Source organism: Chryseobacterium vaccae (assembly GCF_009602705.1).
Taxonomy (GTDB): Bacteria; Bacteroidota; Bacteroidia; order Flavobacteriales; family Weeksellaceae; genus Chryseobacterium; species Chryseobacterium vaccae.
Window position 1 is genome coordinate 3,538,079 of the sequence record NZ_VSWH01000001.1, and the last position, 15,550, is coordinate 3,553,628.

13 protein-coding genes are annotated in these 15,550 nt (G+C 38.2%); 5 read left to right on the forward strand and 8 right to left on the reverse strand.

From position 1 onward, the window contains the following. Positions 1–47: 47 nt before the first annotated feature. Genes FW768_RS16160 through FW768_RS16170 form a run of 3 tightly spaced genes read right to left on the reverse strand, consistent with a single transcriptional unit; the run spans position 48 to position 4,281 of the window. Positions 48–2,426, reverse strand: a complete 2,379-nt coding sequence (locus tag FW768_RS16160; RefSeq protein WP_153397160.1) for a penicillin-binding protein 1A — start codon at positions 2,424–2,426, stop codon at positions 48–50. Positions 2,427–2,432: 6 nt separating this feature from the next. Next, positions 2,433–2,897, reverse strand: coding sequence for a gliding motility lipoprotein GldH (locus FW768_RS16165; RefSeq protein ID WP_153397162.1), 465 nt, complete (start codon positions 2,895–2,897; stop codon positions 2,433–2,435). Further along, on the reverse strand, positions 2,890–4,281 hold the full coding sequence (locus FW768_RS16170) for a PSP1 domain-containing protein (RefSeq protein ID WP_153397164.1): 1,392 nt from the start codon (positions 4,279–4,281) through the stop codon (positions 2,890–2,892). Before FW768_RS16170 ends, FW768_RS16165 begins: the two co-directional genes overlap by 8 nt. A gap of 282 nt (positions 4,282–4,563) precedes the next feature. Between FW768_RS16170 and FW768_RS16175 the strand changes: the two genes are divergently transcribed. The 5 genes from FW768_RS16175 (at position 4,564) to FW768_RS16195 (ending at position 10,490) form a co-directional block, all read left to right on the forward strand. Further along, a complete protein-coding gene (locus FW768_RS16175) occupies positions 4,564–5,802 on the forward strand; it encodes an OmpP1/FadL family transporter (protein ID WP_153397166.1) in 1,239 nt (412 codons plus the stop codon). 10 nt (positions 5,803–5,812) lie between these two features. Next, positions 5,813–7,291 (forward strand): SGNH/GDSL hydrolase family protein, encoded by a 1,479-nt coding sequence (locus FW768_RS16180; protein ID WP_153397168.1) that lies wholly within the window; start codon positions 5,813–5,815, stop codon positions 7,289–7,291. 85 nt (positions 7,292–7,376) lie between these two features. Next, positions 7,377–8,315, forward strand: coding sequence for a ribose-phosphate pyrophosphokinase (locus FW768_RS16185; RefSeq protein ID WP_153397170.1), 939 nt, complete (start codon positions 7,377–7,379; stop codon positions 8,313–8,315). 55 nt (positions 8,316–8,370) lie between these two features. Next, entirely contained in the window at positions 8,371–9,024 is a 654-nt protein-coding gene (locus FW768_RS16190) for a 50S ribosomal protein L25/general stress protein Ctc (protein WP_153397172.1), read from the forward strand. A 245-nt stretch (positions 9,025–9,269) separates the two neighbouring features. Further along, complete coding sequence (locus FW768_RS16195) at positions 9,270–10,490, forward strand: cysteine desulfurase (protein WP_153397174.1); 1,221 nt, start codon at positions 9,270–9,272, stop codon at positions 10,488–10,490. Between the two features lie 42 nt (positions 10,491–10,532). Here the strand turns inward: FW768_RS16195 and FW768_RS16200 are convergent, their stop codons facing one another. The 5 genes from FW768_RS16200 to hemA form a co-directional block, all read right to left on the reverse strand. After that, positions 10,533–11,195, reverse strand: a complete 663-nt coding sequence (locus FW768_RS16200; protein WP_153397176.1) for a hypothetical protein — start codon at positions 11,193–11,195, stop codon at positions 10,533–10,535. An 81-nt stretch (positions 11,196–11,276) separates the two neighbouring features. Next, the gene (hemE, locus tag FW768_RS16205) at positions 11,277–12,314 is read right to left on the reverse strand and encodes a uroporphyrinogen decarboxylase (RefSeq protein WP_153397178.1); all 1,038 of its coding nucleotides are present in this window, start codon (positions 12,312–12,314) and stop codon (positions 11,277–11,279) included. A gap of 70 nt (positions 12,315–12,384) precedes the next feature. Beyond that, a complete protein-coding gene (locus tag FW768_RS16210) occupies positions 12,385–13,056 on the reverse strand; it encodes a uroporphyrinogen-III synthase (protein WP_153397180.1) in 672 nt (223 codons plus the stop codon). 73 nt (positions 13,057–13,129) lie between these two features. Beyond that, positions 13,130–14,038 carry a hydroxymethylbilane synthase gene (gene hemC, locus FW768_RS16215; protein ID WP_153397182.1) on the reverse strand — a complete coding sequence of 303 codons (909 nt, stop codon included), beginning with the start codon at positions 14,036–14,038 and terminating at the stop codon, positions 13,130–13,132. Continuing rightward, positions 14,025–15,299: a glutamyl-tRNA reductase gene (gene hemA / locus FW768_RS16220; RefSeq protein WP_153397184.1), complete on the reverse strand. Its 1,275-nt coding sequence runs from the start codon at positions 15,297–15,299 to the stop codon at positions 14,025–14,027. Before hemA ends, hemC begins: the two co-directional genes overlap by 14 nt. Positions 15,300–15,550: the final 251 nt, after the last annotated feature.

A 15,550-nucleotide genomic window follows, 5' to 3' on the forward strand; every position in this document is an offset into this window, starting at 1 on the left:
AGACCTTCCAAATTAATGAAAGGTCTTATGTATTGATAAAAGAGAATTTATTTATTGAAATCTACATTGTCTGATGAATGAAGGTTTTCATTGATATTTTCTTCTTTCTTTTCTGTGTTATTCTTTGGAGTAGGATCGGCAGGTCTTGGGTTTTTGATCTCATCGATGGTCTGAAGACCTCCTTCATCACCATAGCCTTCACCTAGTCCTTTAAGATTTGAACAGCCGTCTTTCCAGTCTGATGGGCGGGTGAACTTGTCGTCTGGTGTAATTCCTAAACTCTTATCTGCCCATACTTTCTTCATGAAGATCGCCCAGATTGGGAGTGCCATTTTCGCACCCTGACCTTCACCAGTTCCGTAGAAGTGGGTAGCTCTGTCTTCCCATCCTACCCAGGCTCCGGTAGCCAGTTTTGGAGTGATTCCCATAAACCAACCGTCAGAGTTGTTCTGTGTAGTACCTGTTTTGGCTGCAATTTCCACAGCTTTTGAAATCCCTCTTCTTCCTAATTCTCCTGAAGCAGTTCCGTATTGTGAAACGCCCTTCATCAGTTCAATCATGGTGTACGCGTACATTGGATTCATTACTTCTTTAGGCTCTACATTAACTTCTTTGATCACTCGTCCGTTGGCGTCTTCAATTCTCCAGATCATCTCCGGTTTATTGTAGTTTCCATAGTTGGCGAAAGTACTGTAGGCACCTAGCATTTCATAGATGGTAATATCTGATGAACCTAGTGCAATGGTATTGTTTCTAGGGATATCTTCTGTAACCCCCAGATCTCTTGCAGTCTGGATTACGGCATCTACACCCGTCATTTCAATAAGACGTGCTGCTACCGGGTTTTGAGAATGAGCTAATGCATCTTTTAAGGTAAGCATTCCTCCTCTTCCCGGAACATGCCATCCTTTGTGGTCGTAAGTTCCGTTAGAAACAGTGGAACATGGGGTCATTCCAAGTTTCATAATAGCAGTGGCATATACGAAAGGCTTGAAGGTAGATCCTACCTGTCTTTTCCCTTGTTTGATGTGGTCATACTGGAAGTGCTGCCAGTCAATACCTCCTACCCATGCTTTGATCTCTCCACTTCCCGGAACCATAGACATTAGACCTGCCTGAGCAATCTGTTTGTGATATCTGATAGAGTCCCAAGGTGACATTTCAACTTCTTCTTCTCCGCTCCATGTGAAACGTGATGTTTTGATAGGCTTGTGGAATTCCAATAAAATAGAATCTTCTGTAATTCCGGCTGCTTTCAGTTGTTTGTAACGCCCGGTTCTCTTCATTGCCTGGGTCATTACACTGGTCACCTGCTTATCTGTTAAATAATAGAAAGGTCTGTTTTTTCTGCCTCTTTGTTCTGCATCAAATCTTTTTTGAAGATCTGTTAAGTGTTCCTTGATTGCTTCTTCTGCATACTTCTGCATTTTTGAATCAAGAGTTACATAGATTTTTAGTCCGTCTTTATAAAGATTCAGTTTTTTACCCGTCTCTTTTTCGTTGGCTTCAAGATACTTATCAATTTCCTTTCTTAAATAAAACTTATAGTAAGCCGAGTAGTCATCATTAATATTTTTAATGGGATGATAGTCTACCTCAATAGGTGTGTTAACTGCTTTATCATAGGTTGACTGGTCTATATATCCTGTTTCAAACATTTGTTGTAAAACAACATCTCTTCTTCGCTTGGCACGCTCAGGGTTTCTCATAGGGTTATTGGCAATAGGAGCTTCTAACATGGCTACAAAAACCGCTGCTTCAGGAAGGGTAAGTTCCGAAGTTTTTTTGTTAAAGTAAATCTTGGAAGCCATTTCAATACCATTCGCATTATAGGTGAAATCGAATTTATTGAAATAGAGGGTAATGATTTCTTCTTTGGTGTAGCGCTTTTCTAAACTTACGGCAACAGACCATTCTTTTAGCTTTTGGATCCCTCTTTTAATAGGATTTTTAGATGGATTTTTAGTAAATAAAAGTTTAGCCAGCTGCTGGGTAATGGTAGAACCTCCACCTCGGTCTCCTCCATATCGTACTGCTCTCAGAATAGATTTTAAATCGATACCGGAATGCTCCTTGAAACGTTCATCTTCTTTAGCCTGAAGAGCATATATAAGATAAGGAGGAAGGTCTTTATAAACGATAGGCTGTGTTTTTTCTTTTTCAAACTTACCTAAGGTAACCCCGTCTGATGAAATAATTTCAGAAGCTACATAGATGTCTGGGTTTTCCAGTTCTTTTACATCCGGCATTTCCCCAAGAAATCCCTGGGAAACAGCAAAGAAAAGTCCTGAAATTCCTAAAACTACCGCAATGAGTCCAATCCAAATAAATTTAACCCATCTCTTCCATGAGTTATTTTTCTTATTTTTGGGAGGAAGAGGGAAGGTTTTTCCCCTGTTTCCTGCATTTTGTTTGTTGTCTTCCATTTATGGTTACGGTTTAGCCGTTTCTATTTTTACTCCAACATCCTCTATTCCCGGAAGGTTATCATTCCGCATCGCCTGGATCAGCCCTATTTCATATTTCCCTTTTGTTGGAAACTTATAATTCGTTCTATACTGAAACAAAACTTCCTTCGTGTCACCAAAACCTGTACCAAGCCATTCGCCGTTTGGTTTTGCCAGAACATAATTCAGGGTATCAGTTTCCTTTTTCTTGTTCTGAAGATTGGTGAAATTCACGATAAATCTTATATTGCTGTAAGGATAACTATTGTTGTTTCTTACAACAAATATAATATTTTTAAGATTCTGCGGATCTGAAACTTCAAGATTAAATTTCTGTTCACTTTTCTTATTCCATTTATTGTTAACAGAACTCATGATGACTTCTTCTCCTGAAGAAGAAGTACAGCTAAAGAAAAGGATAAGGGTAAATAATCCTAAAATTTTATACATCTTTATCTTTTTTTGGCGGGTATTTCTTTTTGAATTTCTTTTTGTTCGGGTTGTTGTTTTGAGATTTTTTCTCACCATCAGCTCCGGTTTCTGCCTTTTCCACTTGTGCTTTTGGCTGTGGGTTTGGTTTTTGCTGCCTCTGCTGATTTCCTGAATGAGCATTTGGATTTTCAGGTTTTTCAGAACGTTCCGGTCTTTCTTGCCTTTCCGGTCTGTTTCTCTTTTGTCCCTGTCCCTGATTTTGTGGGTTATTATTTTGCTTATTCTGGTTATTTCTGTTTCTGTTTCCTCTGTTTTTCTTTTCGAAACGATCTACATTGTTTTCCTGGATCAGATCAATAGTCTGCATAGAAGTATCAGGCTGTTTAAGATCTTCTAAAGGAAGTGTCTTTTCTCCGCGTTTGTTTTTGGAGATCAGTTTTTTTACAAGGTCGATATCAAAATCATACCATGCAATAGAGTTTTCCACATAAGCAAACCACATTTTCTTTTTGAAAACATCTATTTTGATGCAGAATGCCCGTCCTTTTTCGGTGTCTAAAGTGGTTGAAGAAGATGGGAAATGGCTCAAAGCATCCAGATAACTATCCAATTCATAATTGAGACAGCATTTAAGCTTACCACACTGCCCTGCAAGTTTCTGGGGATTAATACTCAACTGTTGATATCTAGCCACATTGGTATTGACAGACCTGAAATCTGTAAGCCAGGTGGAGCAGCAGAGTTCTCTTCCACAAGATCCTATTCCTCCTACTTTTGCAGCTTCCTGTCTGAACCCAATCTGTTTCATGTCGATCTTTGTTCTGAAAGCCCCGGCATAGTCTTTGATCAATTGCCTGAAATCCACTCGGTTATCTGCTGTATAGTAAAATGTGATCTTTGATGCATCACCCTGATACTCTACATCGGTAACCTTCATCTCAAGGCCGATGCGATGAGCGATCTTTCTGGCCTCAAGTTTTACACTGTCTTCTTTTTTTCGCACTTCCTGCCAGACCTCGAGGTCCTTCTGGTTGGCTTGTCTGTATATTTTCAGTGCAGATTCATCAGGAAATTTCTTCTTTTTCATCTGAATCTTTACTAATTCTCCCGTAAGGCTTACTACGCCTACATCGTGTCCCGGGCTGGATTCTACTGTTACTACGCTACCTATATGTAAAGGAATATTGTTTACATTCTTAAAAAACGATTTTCTGTCATTTTTAAATCTAACTTCTACAAAATCACACCTGTTCGGCGTGGGATTGTTGATGTTAGAAAGCCAGTCAAAAACACTTAATTTATAACTATTCCCGCAGGTATTTACATTTTCACAGCCATTCGCGGTCTTTTTAGGTCCGCACGAATGTGTAGAATCGCCGGATGTTTTGCATCCACAACTCATATCACTATTATTTGTTTATAATCTTGCAAATTTATGTAAATTTATCTTTACGCAATTCTAAAATACTTAAATATTCAATAACATCCTTGTTTAACATTAAACGTTAAAATCTTAATTTATTATTGTAAGGCCTAAATCACTAAAAATTATAACATTATGGATAATAATCATCAAAGTATTATTTTAAACATAATTTTCTTTTAGGATATTGTTTAAAATATTGGGAATTATTAACAAGTGTATTTAAAATAACTTTATATTTGGGTTATATAATAATAGTCTATGAAAAAAATATTAGTATCAACTGCTTTATTGGCGGGTGTTTTGGCTTATGCAGGAGGCTTCAGGGTTTCTCTGCAAGGGGTGAAGCAATTGGCAATGGCACATACTAGTGCTCATGCCGAAGATGCAAGTGTGGCATTCTTCAACCCGGCGGGTATGTCATTCATTCCTTCTAAACTGAGTATTGTTGCAGGAGGATTTGGGGCGAGTAATAAGGTGACTTTTCAAAACCTGAATACTTTACAGAGTACGGAAACTGATAATCCTCTTGGAACACCTATCTATGCTGCAATTGCATATAAGCCGATAGAGAATTTATCAGTTGGTTTTAGTTTTTCAACACCTTTTGGAAGTACCATTCAATGGCCTAACGATTGGGAGGGGAAAGAGATGGTGCAGAAGTTAGAACTAAAAAGTTTTTATTTTCAGCCGATGGTATCTGTGAAACTTGCTCCCTGGATGTCATTCGGTGCAAGTTATATCTATGCTAAAGGAAAAGTAAACTGGGATAAAGCCGTTACGCAATTCGGCGGACAACTCAATATTAAAGATGAAAAAGCCAGTGGAAGCGGATATGGATTCGGATTCTATTTCAGACCTGATCCTAAGCTGGATGTAAGTATCGCTTACCGTTCTCCTGTAGATATGAAAGCTAAAAAAGGAACAGCAACATTCCAGTTCCCGTCAGCTAATATTTATCCGCTTTTAGGTTTGGATCCAAGTACCGGACAGGATAAATTCACTGCAACCCTTCCTTTGGTAGAAGAATACACAATTGGTCTTACCTATAAAGTCACTCCTAAGTGGTTAGTTTCAGCGGACTTTAACTATCATGGATGGGAAAGATATGGTAAGCTGACATTAGATTTTGCAAACGCTCCGGTTGGAAATCAGGCAGATCCTACTGTTCTTGTAGCTTCTAAAAACTTCAGAAATTCCAAGACCTTCAGATTGGGAACACAATATGCATTCAGCAATATGATCTTTGGACGTTTGGGTGCTTACTATGACGAATCTCCTTACACCGATGATCATTTTATTCCTGAGACTCCTTCGTTCAATACCTATGTAATTACGGGAGGACTTGGATTTAAATTAAAGCAATTCGGAGTTGATATAGCAGGTGGATATGCTATACCTCAGGCGAGAGACGTAAACAATGCGAATCTTGGTTTTTACGGACAGGCAAAAGCTAAAGCATTCTACTTTGGTTTAGGTTTATCTTATAATCCTTTTTAATTAAAAGACTATGAAAAAAATTATAATATCAACACTTGCTGTTTCTGCACTTCTTTTTACAACAAGCTGTAACAACGACTTTGATACTGATGTAAAAGATATTAAGGTAACGAATGGCGAGGCGAATTTCTCAAAATACATAGCCCTTGGAAACTCATTAACTTCAGGTTTCAGAGATAATGCTCTCTATGTCGACGGGCAGAATGAATCCTATCCATTAATGTTGGCTACTCAGATGAAACTTGCCGGCGGAGGAGAGTTCAAGCAGCCGATGATGCCTAATAATAGCGGAGGTTTTACCAACCTTGCTAATCCTGCAACAGGTGATTTTTATGGTAAAATTACTTTAACAGTGGGGTGTAATAATGCTTTGGCTCCAAAACCATCTGCACCGGGTGCTCCGTTAGATAATGTTTCTTCCGGCGGACCTTACCAGAATCTTGGGGTTCCGGGAGCGAAGTCTTTCCATTTGGGATTGGGTAATTATGGAGCATTAAATCCTTATTATTCAAGATTCTCAACAGGAGTAAGTCCGGTTGCAGCAGCTGTTGCTCAGGCGCCTACTTTCTTCTCTCTTTGGATTGGTAATAACGATGTTCTTTCTTATGCTACCAGTGGTGGAACAGGGGTGGATCAAACAGGAAATCCCAATCCTCTTACCTATGGGAATAATGACATTACAGACCCTACACTTTATAAGTCTACGATCAATTCTTATGTAACTGCGCTTACCGCTAATGGGGCAAAAGGAGTGTTGGCAAACATTCCTAATGTAACGACAATTCCGTTTTTCACTACAGTGCCTAGTAAGCCTATTTCTAATCTTTCCGATGCACAGGCAGCACAGCTGAACACCGCTTATGCTCCTTACAATGCCGGAATTTTACAGATGAAAACAATGGGAGTGATTACTGATGCTGAATATCAGAGCAGAGTGATCAAGTTTACTGCCGGAGCCACTGCAAACGGAGCCATAATATTGGATAAAGATCTAAAAGACCTTACTGTATATAATCCTGGATTGAAGTCTTACAGACAGACAACAAGTAATGATTTTATCATTTTACCAGCTTCAAATCTGCTTAAGCCTTACGACGCAACATGTAATCCGCAAGGGATAAGCGCAGGGACTGCAGTTCCTTTAGAAGACAGATATGTTCTTACAGAAAAAGAAACGGCAAAAGTAATGACTGCCACAAAAGCTTATAATGATGCGCTTAAAGAAATTGCCTCAGCAAAAGGGCTTGCTTTCGTAGATGCAAATGCTAAAATGAATGAGCTGGGTGGGCAATCCGGAATTTCATGGGATGGTGTGAGATACACTGCTAAATTTGTAACCGGAGGCGCATTTTCACTGGATGGAGTTCACCTGACAGGAAGAGGATATGCTGTGATTGCCAACGAATTCATTAAAGCAATCAATGCAAGATATAAATCTACTTTACCACAGGTAGATCCTAATAAATATTCCGGAATAAAATTCCCGTAATCATACACGAAAATAAAAACTTAGAAACCACAAGAACAAATCTTGTGGTTTTTTTTTAAATTTGCAAAATCTTTAAAAAGTAAAAATGGCCGATCAGTTAAGTTATCTATTTTGTACAAGGACGAGCAAGGACTTGGCAGAAAAAATTGCCCAGTATTATGGGAAAGAATTAGGAAAAATCAACTTTCAGGAGTTTAGCGACGGGGAATTTGAACCTGTTCTGGATGAATCCGTAAGAGGAGGAAGAGTTTTCTTAATCGGATCTACTTTCCCTCCTGCAGACAATCTTTTGGAACTTCTTCTAATGATTGATGCAGCAAAAAGAGCTTCCGCGAAGAGTATTACTGTTGTAATTCCTTATTTCGGACTTGCAAGACAGGACAGGAAAGACAAGCCGAGAGCTCCGATAGGGGCAAAATTGGTTGCTAACCTGTTAACAGCAGCAGGGGCTACAAGAGTAATGACAATGGACCTGCACGCAGATCAGATCCAGGGATTCTTCGAAATTCCGGTAGATCATCTGTATGCTTCTACTATTTTCGTAGACTACATCAAATCTCTGAACCTGGATAACCTTACCATTGCTTCTCCGGATATGGGAGGTGCGAAAAGAGCGAAAAACTATGCAGGCCACCTGGGTGCAGAAGTTGTAATTGCTTATAAGGAAAGAAAAAAAGCGAATGTAGTAGAGGAGATGTTCCTTATTGGTGATGTAGATGGGAAGAACGTGATTCTTATTGATGATATGATTGATACTGCGGGAACACTTTGCAAAGCTGCTGAGATCCTGATGGAGAAGGGAGCAAAAACAGTAAGAGCTATGGCTACTCACGGAGTGCTTTCAGGAAAAGCTTATGAGAATATTGAGAAATCAAAATTACTGGAAGTTATTGTAACTGATTCAATTCCTGTGCAAAATAATTTGTCATCTAAAATAAAAGTGCTATCTTGCGCCCCGTTATTTGCGGACGTGATGAAGATGGTTCATGAGCACCAATCAATTAGTAGTAAGTTTGTTATTTAATTGATTTTAAACGGATTGCAAATTTAAATCAGAACAAATTTTTAAATTTTTATAAATGAAATCTATTACAATTCAAGGTACAAAAAGAGAAAGCGTGGGCAAAAAGTCTACAAAAGCTTTACGTGATGCTGAATTAGTTCCTTGTGTTGTTTATGGAGGTGAGGCACCTTTGAACTTCTCTGCAGAAGAGAGAGCTTTCAAAGGATTAGTATACACTCCTGAAGCACACACGGTATCTATTGAAGTTGACGGAAAAACTATTCCAGCTGTTCTTCAGGATATTCAGTTCCACCCAATTACAGACAAAATTCTTCACATTGACTTCTACCAGTTATCTGATGATAAGCCGGTTATTATGGAAGTTCCAGTAAGAATTACAGGGCGTTCTAAAGGTGTTGTTGCTGGTGGTGTTCTACGTCAGTCTTTCAGAAAACTAAAAGTGAAAGCTATTCCTGCAAACCTTCCTGATGAGATCGTTGTAGATGTAACTCCATTAAGAATTGGTAACAAACTTTATGTTGGAGGAATCAAAACTGAAGGATATTCTTTCATGCACCCGGACAATGCAGTTGTTGTAGCTGTTAAGATGTCTAGAAATGCAATGAAAGGAGGTGCTGCTGCAATGGATGATGAAGATGAAGAAGAAGCAGAAGAAGTGGCAACGCAGTCTCCTGATGTTCCTACAACAGAAGAAAAATCTGCAGAATAAGAATTTCTTATTTAGACCATATAAACCTGTCAATTTTTTGACAGGTTTTTTTGTGCTTAAAACAGAATGATAATAAACAATTACTGAATTTAAATTTTCTATTTATCAGCATTCTTCACTTGGAATCATTGAATATTTCTATCAAATGACAACGATCACCTCTTAACCGGGTACCTCCTTTCGGAAAAAAAGCCGTAAATTTGAAGTGTTCTAAATAAGAACGTTTTAATTTAAAAAATAAATAAATGTTTGACATTCAGGAAATAAGAAACCAGTTTTCTATATTGAGCAGGGAAGTGAACGGTAAGCCGCTGGTTTATTTAGATAATGCAGCTACATCTCAGAAGCCAAATTCGGTTTTAGAAGTCTGTCATGCATATTATACAGAGATCAATGCAAATGTTCACCGGGGAATTCATACATTGAGCCAGCTGGCAACAGAAGAAATGGAGCTTTCCAGAAGAAAGATTCAAAAATTCATCAATGCTGAACATGATTTTGAAGTAATCTTTACAAAAGGAACAACAGAAGGCTTAAACCTTATCGCTTATATCCTGACACAGAAATTAAAGAAAGATGATGAGATCATTATTTCATATCTGGAGCACCATTCCAATATTGTTCCATGGCAAATGCTGTGTGAAAGAACGGGGGCTAAACTGCGTGTTATTCCAATTGATGAAAATGGTATTCTTCAGCTGGATTATCTGGATCGGTTTTTAAGCGAAAAGACTAAGGTGGTTTCTGTGAATCAGGTTTCCAATGCATTGGGAATCGTGAATCCTATTGAAGAGATCATTGCCAGAACCAGAAAAAATACGGATGCCTATATTGTTATTGATGGAGCACAGTCTGCACCTCATTTCGATATTGATGTTCAGAAACTGGATTGTGATTTCTTTGTGTTCTCCGGTCATAAGATGTATGCTCCGATGGGAACAGGGATTTTATATGGTAAACGTGAAATCCTGGAAGAGTTGCCGCCGTTTCACGGAGGTGGAGAAATGATTGCAACCTGTTCATTTGAGGGAACTACTTATGCAGGACTTCCGTTTAAATATGAAGCAGGAACCCCTAACGTAGGCGGAAATATAGCTTTAGGTGCAGCAGTCGATTTCATGGAAAAAGTAGGAAGACAGAATATTCAGAATCATGAAAATGCATTACTGGAATATGCACAGCGACAGCTTTTACAGTTGGATAACATTAAAATTTATGGTGAAAAAGCCAAAAGAACAGGTGTTGTTTCCTTTAACTTGGAAGGAGTGGGTATTTCTTCAGATGTAGGAATGATCCTTGATAAAATGGGTATTGCTGTAAGAACGGGACATCACTGTACGCAGCCGATTATGAATTTCTTTAATATCGCAGGTACGGTAAGAGCCAGTTTCGCAGTCTACAATACTTTTGAGGAAATTGATCTTCTCGTAGAAGGTGTTAAAAAGGCGCAACGAATGCTTTCATAATAAAAAAATTAACCTCTGGATGTTCAGAGGTTTTTTTATAGTTTATTTCCAGATTTCCCACCATTTTTTATTGAGGGATTTGTGTTCCTGATTGCTTTCGCGAGTGTCATCACCTCCATAGGTTAATGAATATTCTTTTATGTTCATTAATTTTTTAATTCTATTGGCGTGTGGGCTGTGGCTCAGTATTTCATCTGTCAGCATACAATAAAGAACTTTTTGATTTTTAGAAAATTGTTGATAGTTCTGTTCCACAAAGTTCAGAATCTTTCGCTGATGCTCGCCATGTTCTTTGGCTATTTTGAGATAGATAACCAGAGCCTGCTCTCTTTTGCTGTCCTCCTGGGTAAATATGATATTTTCGATATACTGAAAATTTTCTTTTTTAATCTTTCCATACATTTGAGGGACCACAATGTCTGAGAAAAATTCGCTGTATTCCTTTGAATGGGTGGCGTAAATTCTTTCGTATAGTAAGATGTTGGTAATCTCATCTATATCGCATTCCAAGGCTATTTCTTTAAGCTTCTGAAATGTTGTAATAAAAAGGCCCGGGTCTTTACTTTGCCGGAACTCAATAACCTGATCCACACACAAAGATATTTTGCCATATAACTCAGTATTAATTTCCTGCTTTTTCTCTTCACTGGTTTGATTAACAAAGTTCATAAAGTCCTCAAAATTAGGATTATTTTCGTTTTCCATAGATTTAGTTTTTTTGATGTAAAAACCTCATAAGTTTAAAACTCATGAGGCTTATTATTTAGGATTGTATTCAGTTTGTATTTAAAATTCAGAGTTTGGTTTCCAGTCCACAACAGCTCTGATGAAGGCTTCAGCATTTTCTACCGGGATATTAGGAAGAATTCCGTGTCCAAGGTTGGCGATATAACGGTCTTTTCCAAAACGGTTGATCATTTCAGTCACCATTTTTTTGATTGTTTCAGGAGTGGAATGCAGTCTTGCCGGATCAAAATTTCCCTGAAGGGTCATCGTATGATTGGTTAAAGTTCTTGCAAACTCAGGAGTGATCGTCCAGTCAACACCCAATGCAGAAGCTTTGGAGATAGTCATATCTTCCAGGGCAAACCAACATCCTTTTCCAAATACCACAACGTGGGTTAATGGGCTTAATGCTTCAACAATCTGGTTGATATACTGCCATGAGAATTCCTGATAGTCAGCAGGAGATAACATTCCTCCCCAGGAATCAAATACCTGAACGGCAGAAACTCCTTTTTCTACTTTTCTTTTAAGATAAGCAATGGTAGTATCGGTGATTTTCTGAAGAAGTAAGTGAGCTGCTTCAGGCTGCTGGAAACAGAATGATTTCGCAATATCAAAAGCTTTGCTGCCTTTTCCTTCTACACAGTAGCAAAGAATCGTCCATGGAGAACCTGCAAAACCAATCAATGGGATTTCATTGTCCAGTTTCTGAAGAGTGAGTTCAATAGCGTCAAAAACGTATCCTAAGGTATCATTTACATCAGGAACTTCAATATTCTGAACCTGTTCTGCTGTTCTGATAGGATTATCCAGCCAAGGGCCTACGGATTCTTTCATTTTAAAATCAATTCCCATAGCCTGGGGAACCACTAAAATATCAGAGAACAGAATGGCAGCATCCAGAGGGAATCTTCTGATTGGCTGTATGGTAATTTCTGCGGCAAGTTCAGGAGTCTGACATCTTGTAAAGAAATCATACTGATCACGAAGAGCAATGAATTCCGGCAGATATCTTCCGGCCTGTCTCATCATCCATACTGGAGGCCTTTCAACGGTTTCTCCGCGGAGTGCTTTTAAATATAAGTCGTTTTTAATCATAATTTATTTAAACTTAAAACTGTCGTCCTGTCTTTTCAGGCAGTTATTATTGATGGATCTTAGAAGATTTTTAAAGCTCTTTTTTTATCAGTTCAAAAATTGAAATCAAAGTGTTGCCCTCTGATGTAAAGATCTTCTCTTTTGTATATTTTCTAAGTTCTCCGGAAGTTGTTTCGCCTATCGAAAAAATTTTCATGCCATCCAGAGAATTTAATTTTGCAAAACTACGAACTCCGCTCGGACTAAAAAAAACTGCAGCATGATATTTTTCAGATACTGAAGGATATAGTTCTTCTGTCGTGTAAATGGTAATCTTTTTATATTTAATATTCTGTAAAGGAAGATCTTTGTCCAGAACATCAATAGCCAGATTGCCGCAGAAGTGAAGAAACTTTTCGTGCTGGCATTTTCCAATAATAAAACCGGAAAGGGATTCAGCGTTTTTCAATACTTTAAAAGTGCCGAAACCATGTTTTCTAAGTTCCCGTTTTGTCTTTTCTCCAACACAGTAGATTTTATTATAGTTCTTTACGGTAAAATCTTCGTTGGGTTTAAAGCCGTTTTCAAAAAATGAAGTAACACCATTGACACTTGTAAAAATTAAAGAGTAATTTTTAAGGTCAAACGGTGTTATTCTTATCGGTGAAGTCTTAATTACTTCAACACAGTCAGCTGAAATTTCCGGGCCTAATTCTCTGGATATAACGGCAGGGTCTATGTTTTTGGTAAATAAGATTTTCATTGTTGGTAAGCTTGATGATGGAAGGTAAAGATAAGAAAGTAATAAAGACTGAAATTAATGATGTAAAATCAGTCTAGATCTGGCTTTTGATTTCCGCCATTAATTCTTTTCCTCCGTTCTCAAGAACAGCTTTTGCGAACTTTTCTCCAAAGTTTTCTGTTTCATTGTACTCGAAATTCTCATCAGTAGCAATACAGTTCTTTCCGTCCAGTGAACATAATGCTGCTTTAAAGCGAATCTGATTTTCGATGATTTCTGCAAAAGCGCCAATAGGGGCAGTACAACCTCCTTCCAGTGTGCTCAGGAAATTTCGTTCCATTTCTACACAAATCTGGGTGGATTTATGATTAATCTGCCTTAAGATTTCGTTGATTTCTTTTTTGTCAGAGTGTCCGGCCACTGCAATTACGCCCTGTGACGGAGCTGGGATCATCAGTGGAAGCATTTCATAATCAATGTCCATTTTCATCCTTTTGATTCCGGCTAAAGATAAGATGGTAGCATCAAAATCACCTTCCTCCAGTTTCTGAAGACGGGTTTGAATATTCCCACGGATATCTGAAAACTCAGCATTTGGATAATTTCTGAGCCAGAATGCTCTTCTTCTCAGGCTGCTTGTTGCCAGTTTAAGTTCGTGAAACTCTTTGTTTCGTGCTGATTCCTTACGAATAAGAACATCCTGTGGATAATCTCTTTCCAGATAAGCAATCAGCTCAATATTTTGAGGCAGCTGTGTAGGGACGTCTTTCAGAGAATGTACGGCAATATCGATCTCGTCATTTAATAATGCAACATCAAGATCTCTCGTAAAAACTCCTGTAATTCCCAAAGAATACAGCGGCTGGTTTAAGTTCTTATCGCCTGAAGATACGATAGGAACAATTTCCGTTAAATAATTATTATTTTGAAGGTGCCTCGCAACCTCCCTGGCCTGCCAAAGTGCAAGTGCGGAATTCCTTGTTCCGATTCTAATGCTTTTCATTGAATTCGTTGTTTGGTTGTTCAACTAATATTTCGTGCATTAATTTACTAATTTCTTCGGCTTTTAAAGGGTTGTCTATAATATATTTTGCAAAACGGTTGGTGATTTTCTGTATCATCTTATCAGAAAGCTCCATGTCCGTGATGTTTATGTATTTATTTTTTTTATAAAAATTATGCATTTCATTGCGTTCCATGTTTTTCAGAACGGCTTTGAAGTGGTGAATATTCGGAGCCAGTTTTCTTTTTTTCTCCCATTCAATAAAGTCTTTCATCAGTTCTTTGATGATCTTCTCTGCTTTTGGGATCTCTTTTTCCCGTTGCTGAATCGTTTCCTGAATCTGTTTGGAAAGTTCATCCACATCAATCAGCGTTACGTTTTCATTTTCGATAATATTTTTTTCCACGTTATGCGGGATGGAAAGATCTATTACCAGGGTTTCCTTTCCGTTGGGAAAATGAGACTTGTTAACGATGGGGTGTTTGGCTCCCGTTGCTACAATCAGGATATCCGTATTTCTAAGCTCCTTGTCAAAATCAGAATAATCAACATGAGGAATATTATATTTCTGAGAAATCTTTTCAGCCTTCTCCTGAGTTCGGTTAGCGATCTTTATTTTCGGCTGATAAACATGTTTTACCAGGTTTTCAACAGTATTCTGACCAATTTCTCCCACACCCAGAAGAAGAATATTTTTTTCAGTAATCCTTTTCTGACTGTTCAGGATGTAATGAACAGCGGCATAAGAAACAGAAGCAGCTCCGTTGGAAATGCCTGTTTCATTTTTAATTCTTTTCGAAATCTGGATCGCAGCATTGATTGCTCTTTCCAGATAAGGGTTTGAATTCTGCCTTTCTTTCTTAAAACGGCTGTATGCTTTTTTTATCTGCCCGATAATCTCAAAATCTCCAATAATCTGGCTTTCCAGTCCTGCGGCTACTCTGAACAGATGGATCAGTGCTTCTTCTTTGGTGAGAATATTGGCAAACTGAAGAAAATCGGTTAGATGTACTCCGATAGTTTTGCAGTATTCCTCTGCCACCAGAAGATAATTGGGCGAAGTGGTGTAGATTTCGGTTCTGTTACAGGTAGAAACCACAAAAGCATCACCAAGATCCTCATTGTGGATTCGGGTAACGAAGTTTTTAATATTCTCATCAAAGAATGCAAACTTGCCTCTGGTTTCTACATCAGCCTTCTCGTAGCTGATGGAAAGCACTGCAAAATTCGATGTTTGATGGATGTTGGAATACTGTAACATAAGCAGTCGCAAATTTACGTTTTTTTTCATTAACCGTCCTCTGATAATGTATATGATAATTATCGTAAAAAACTATTTGACTACATCCGATTATTGGTGCTTTTTATTAAATTGATAGAATAGAAGAAAGCTGAAAAAACAATTTATCGCCCCTAGCAAATGAACAGATTTGCGAATTTTTCCGTGATTTTGCCTTTCCTCCCTCTTTCCATGAATTTTAGTTTAAATCAGGCTCTGTAAATGATTAGGGC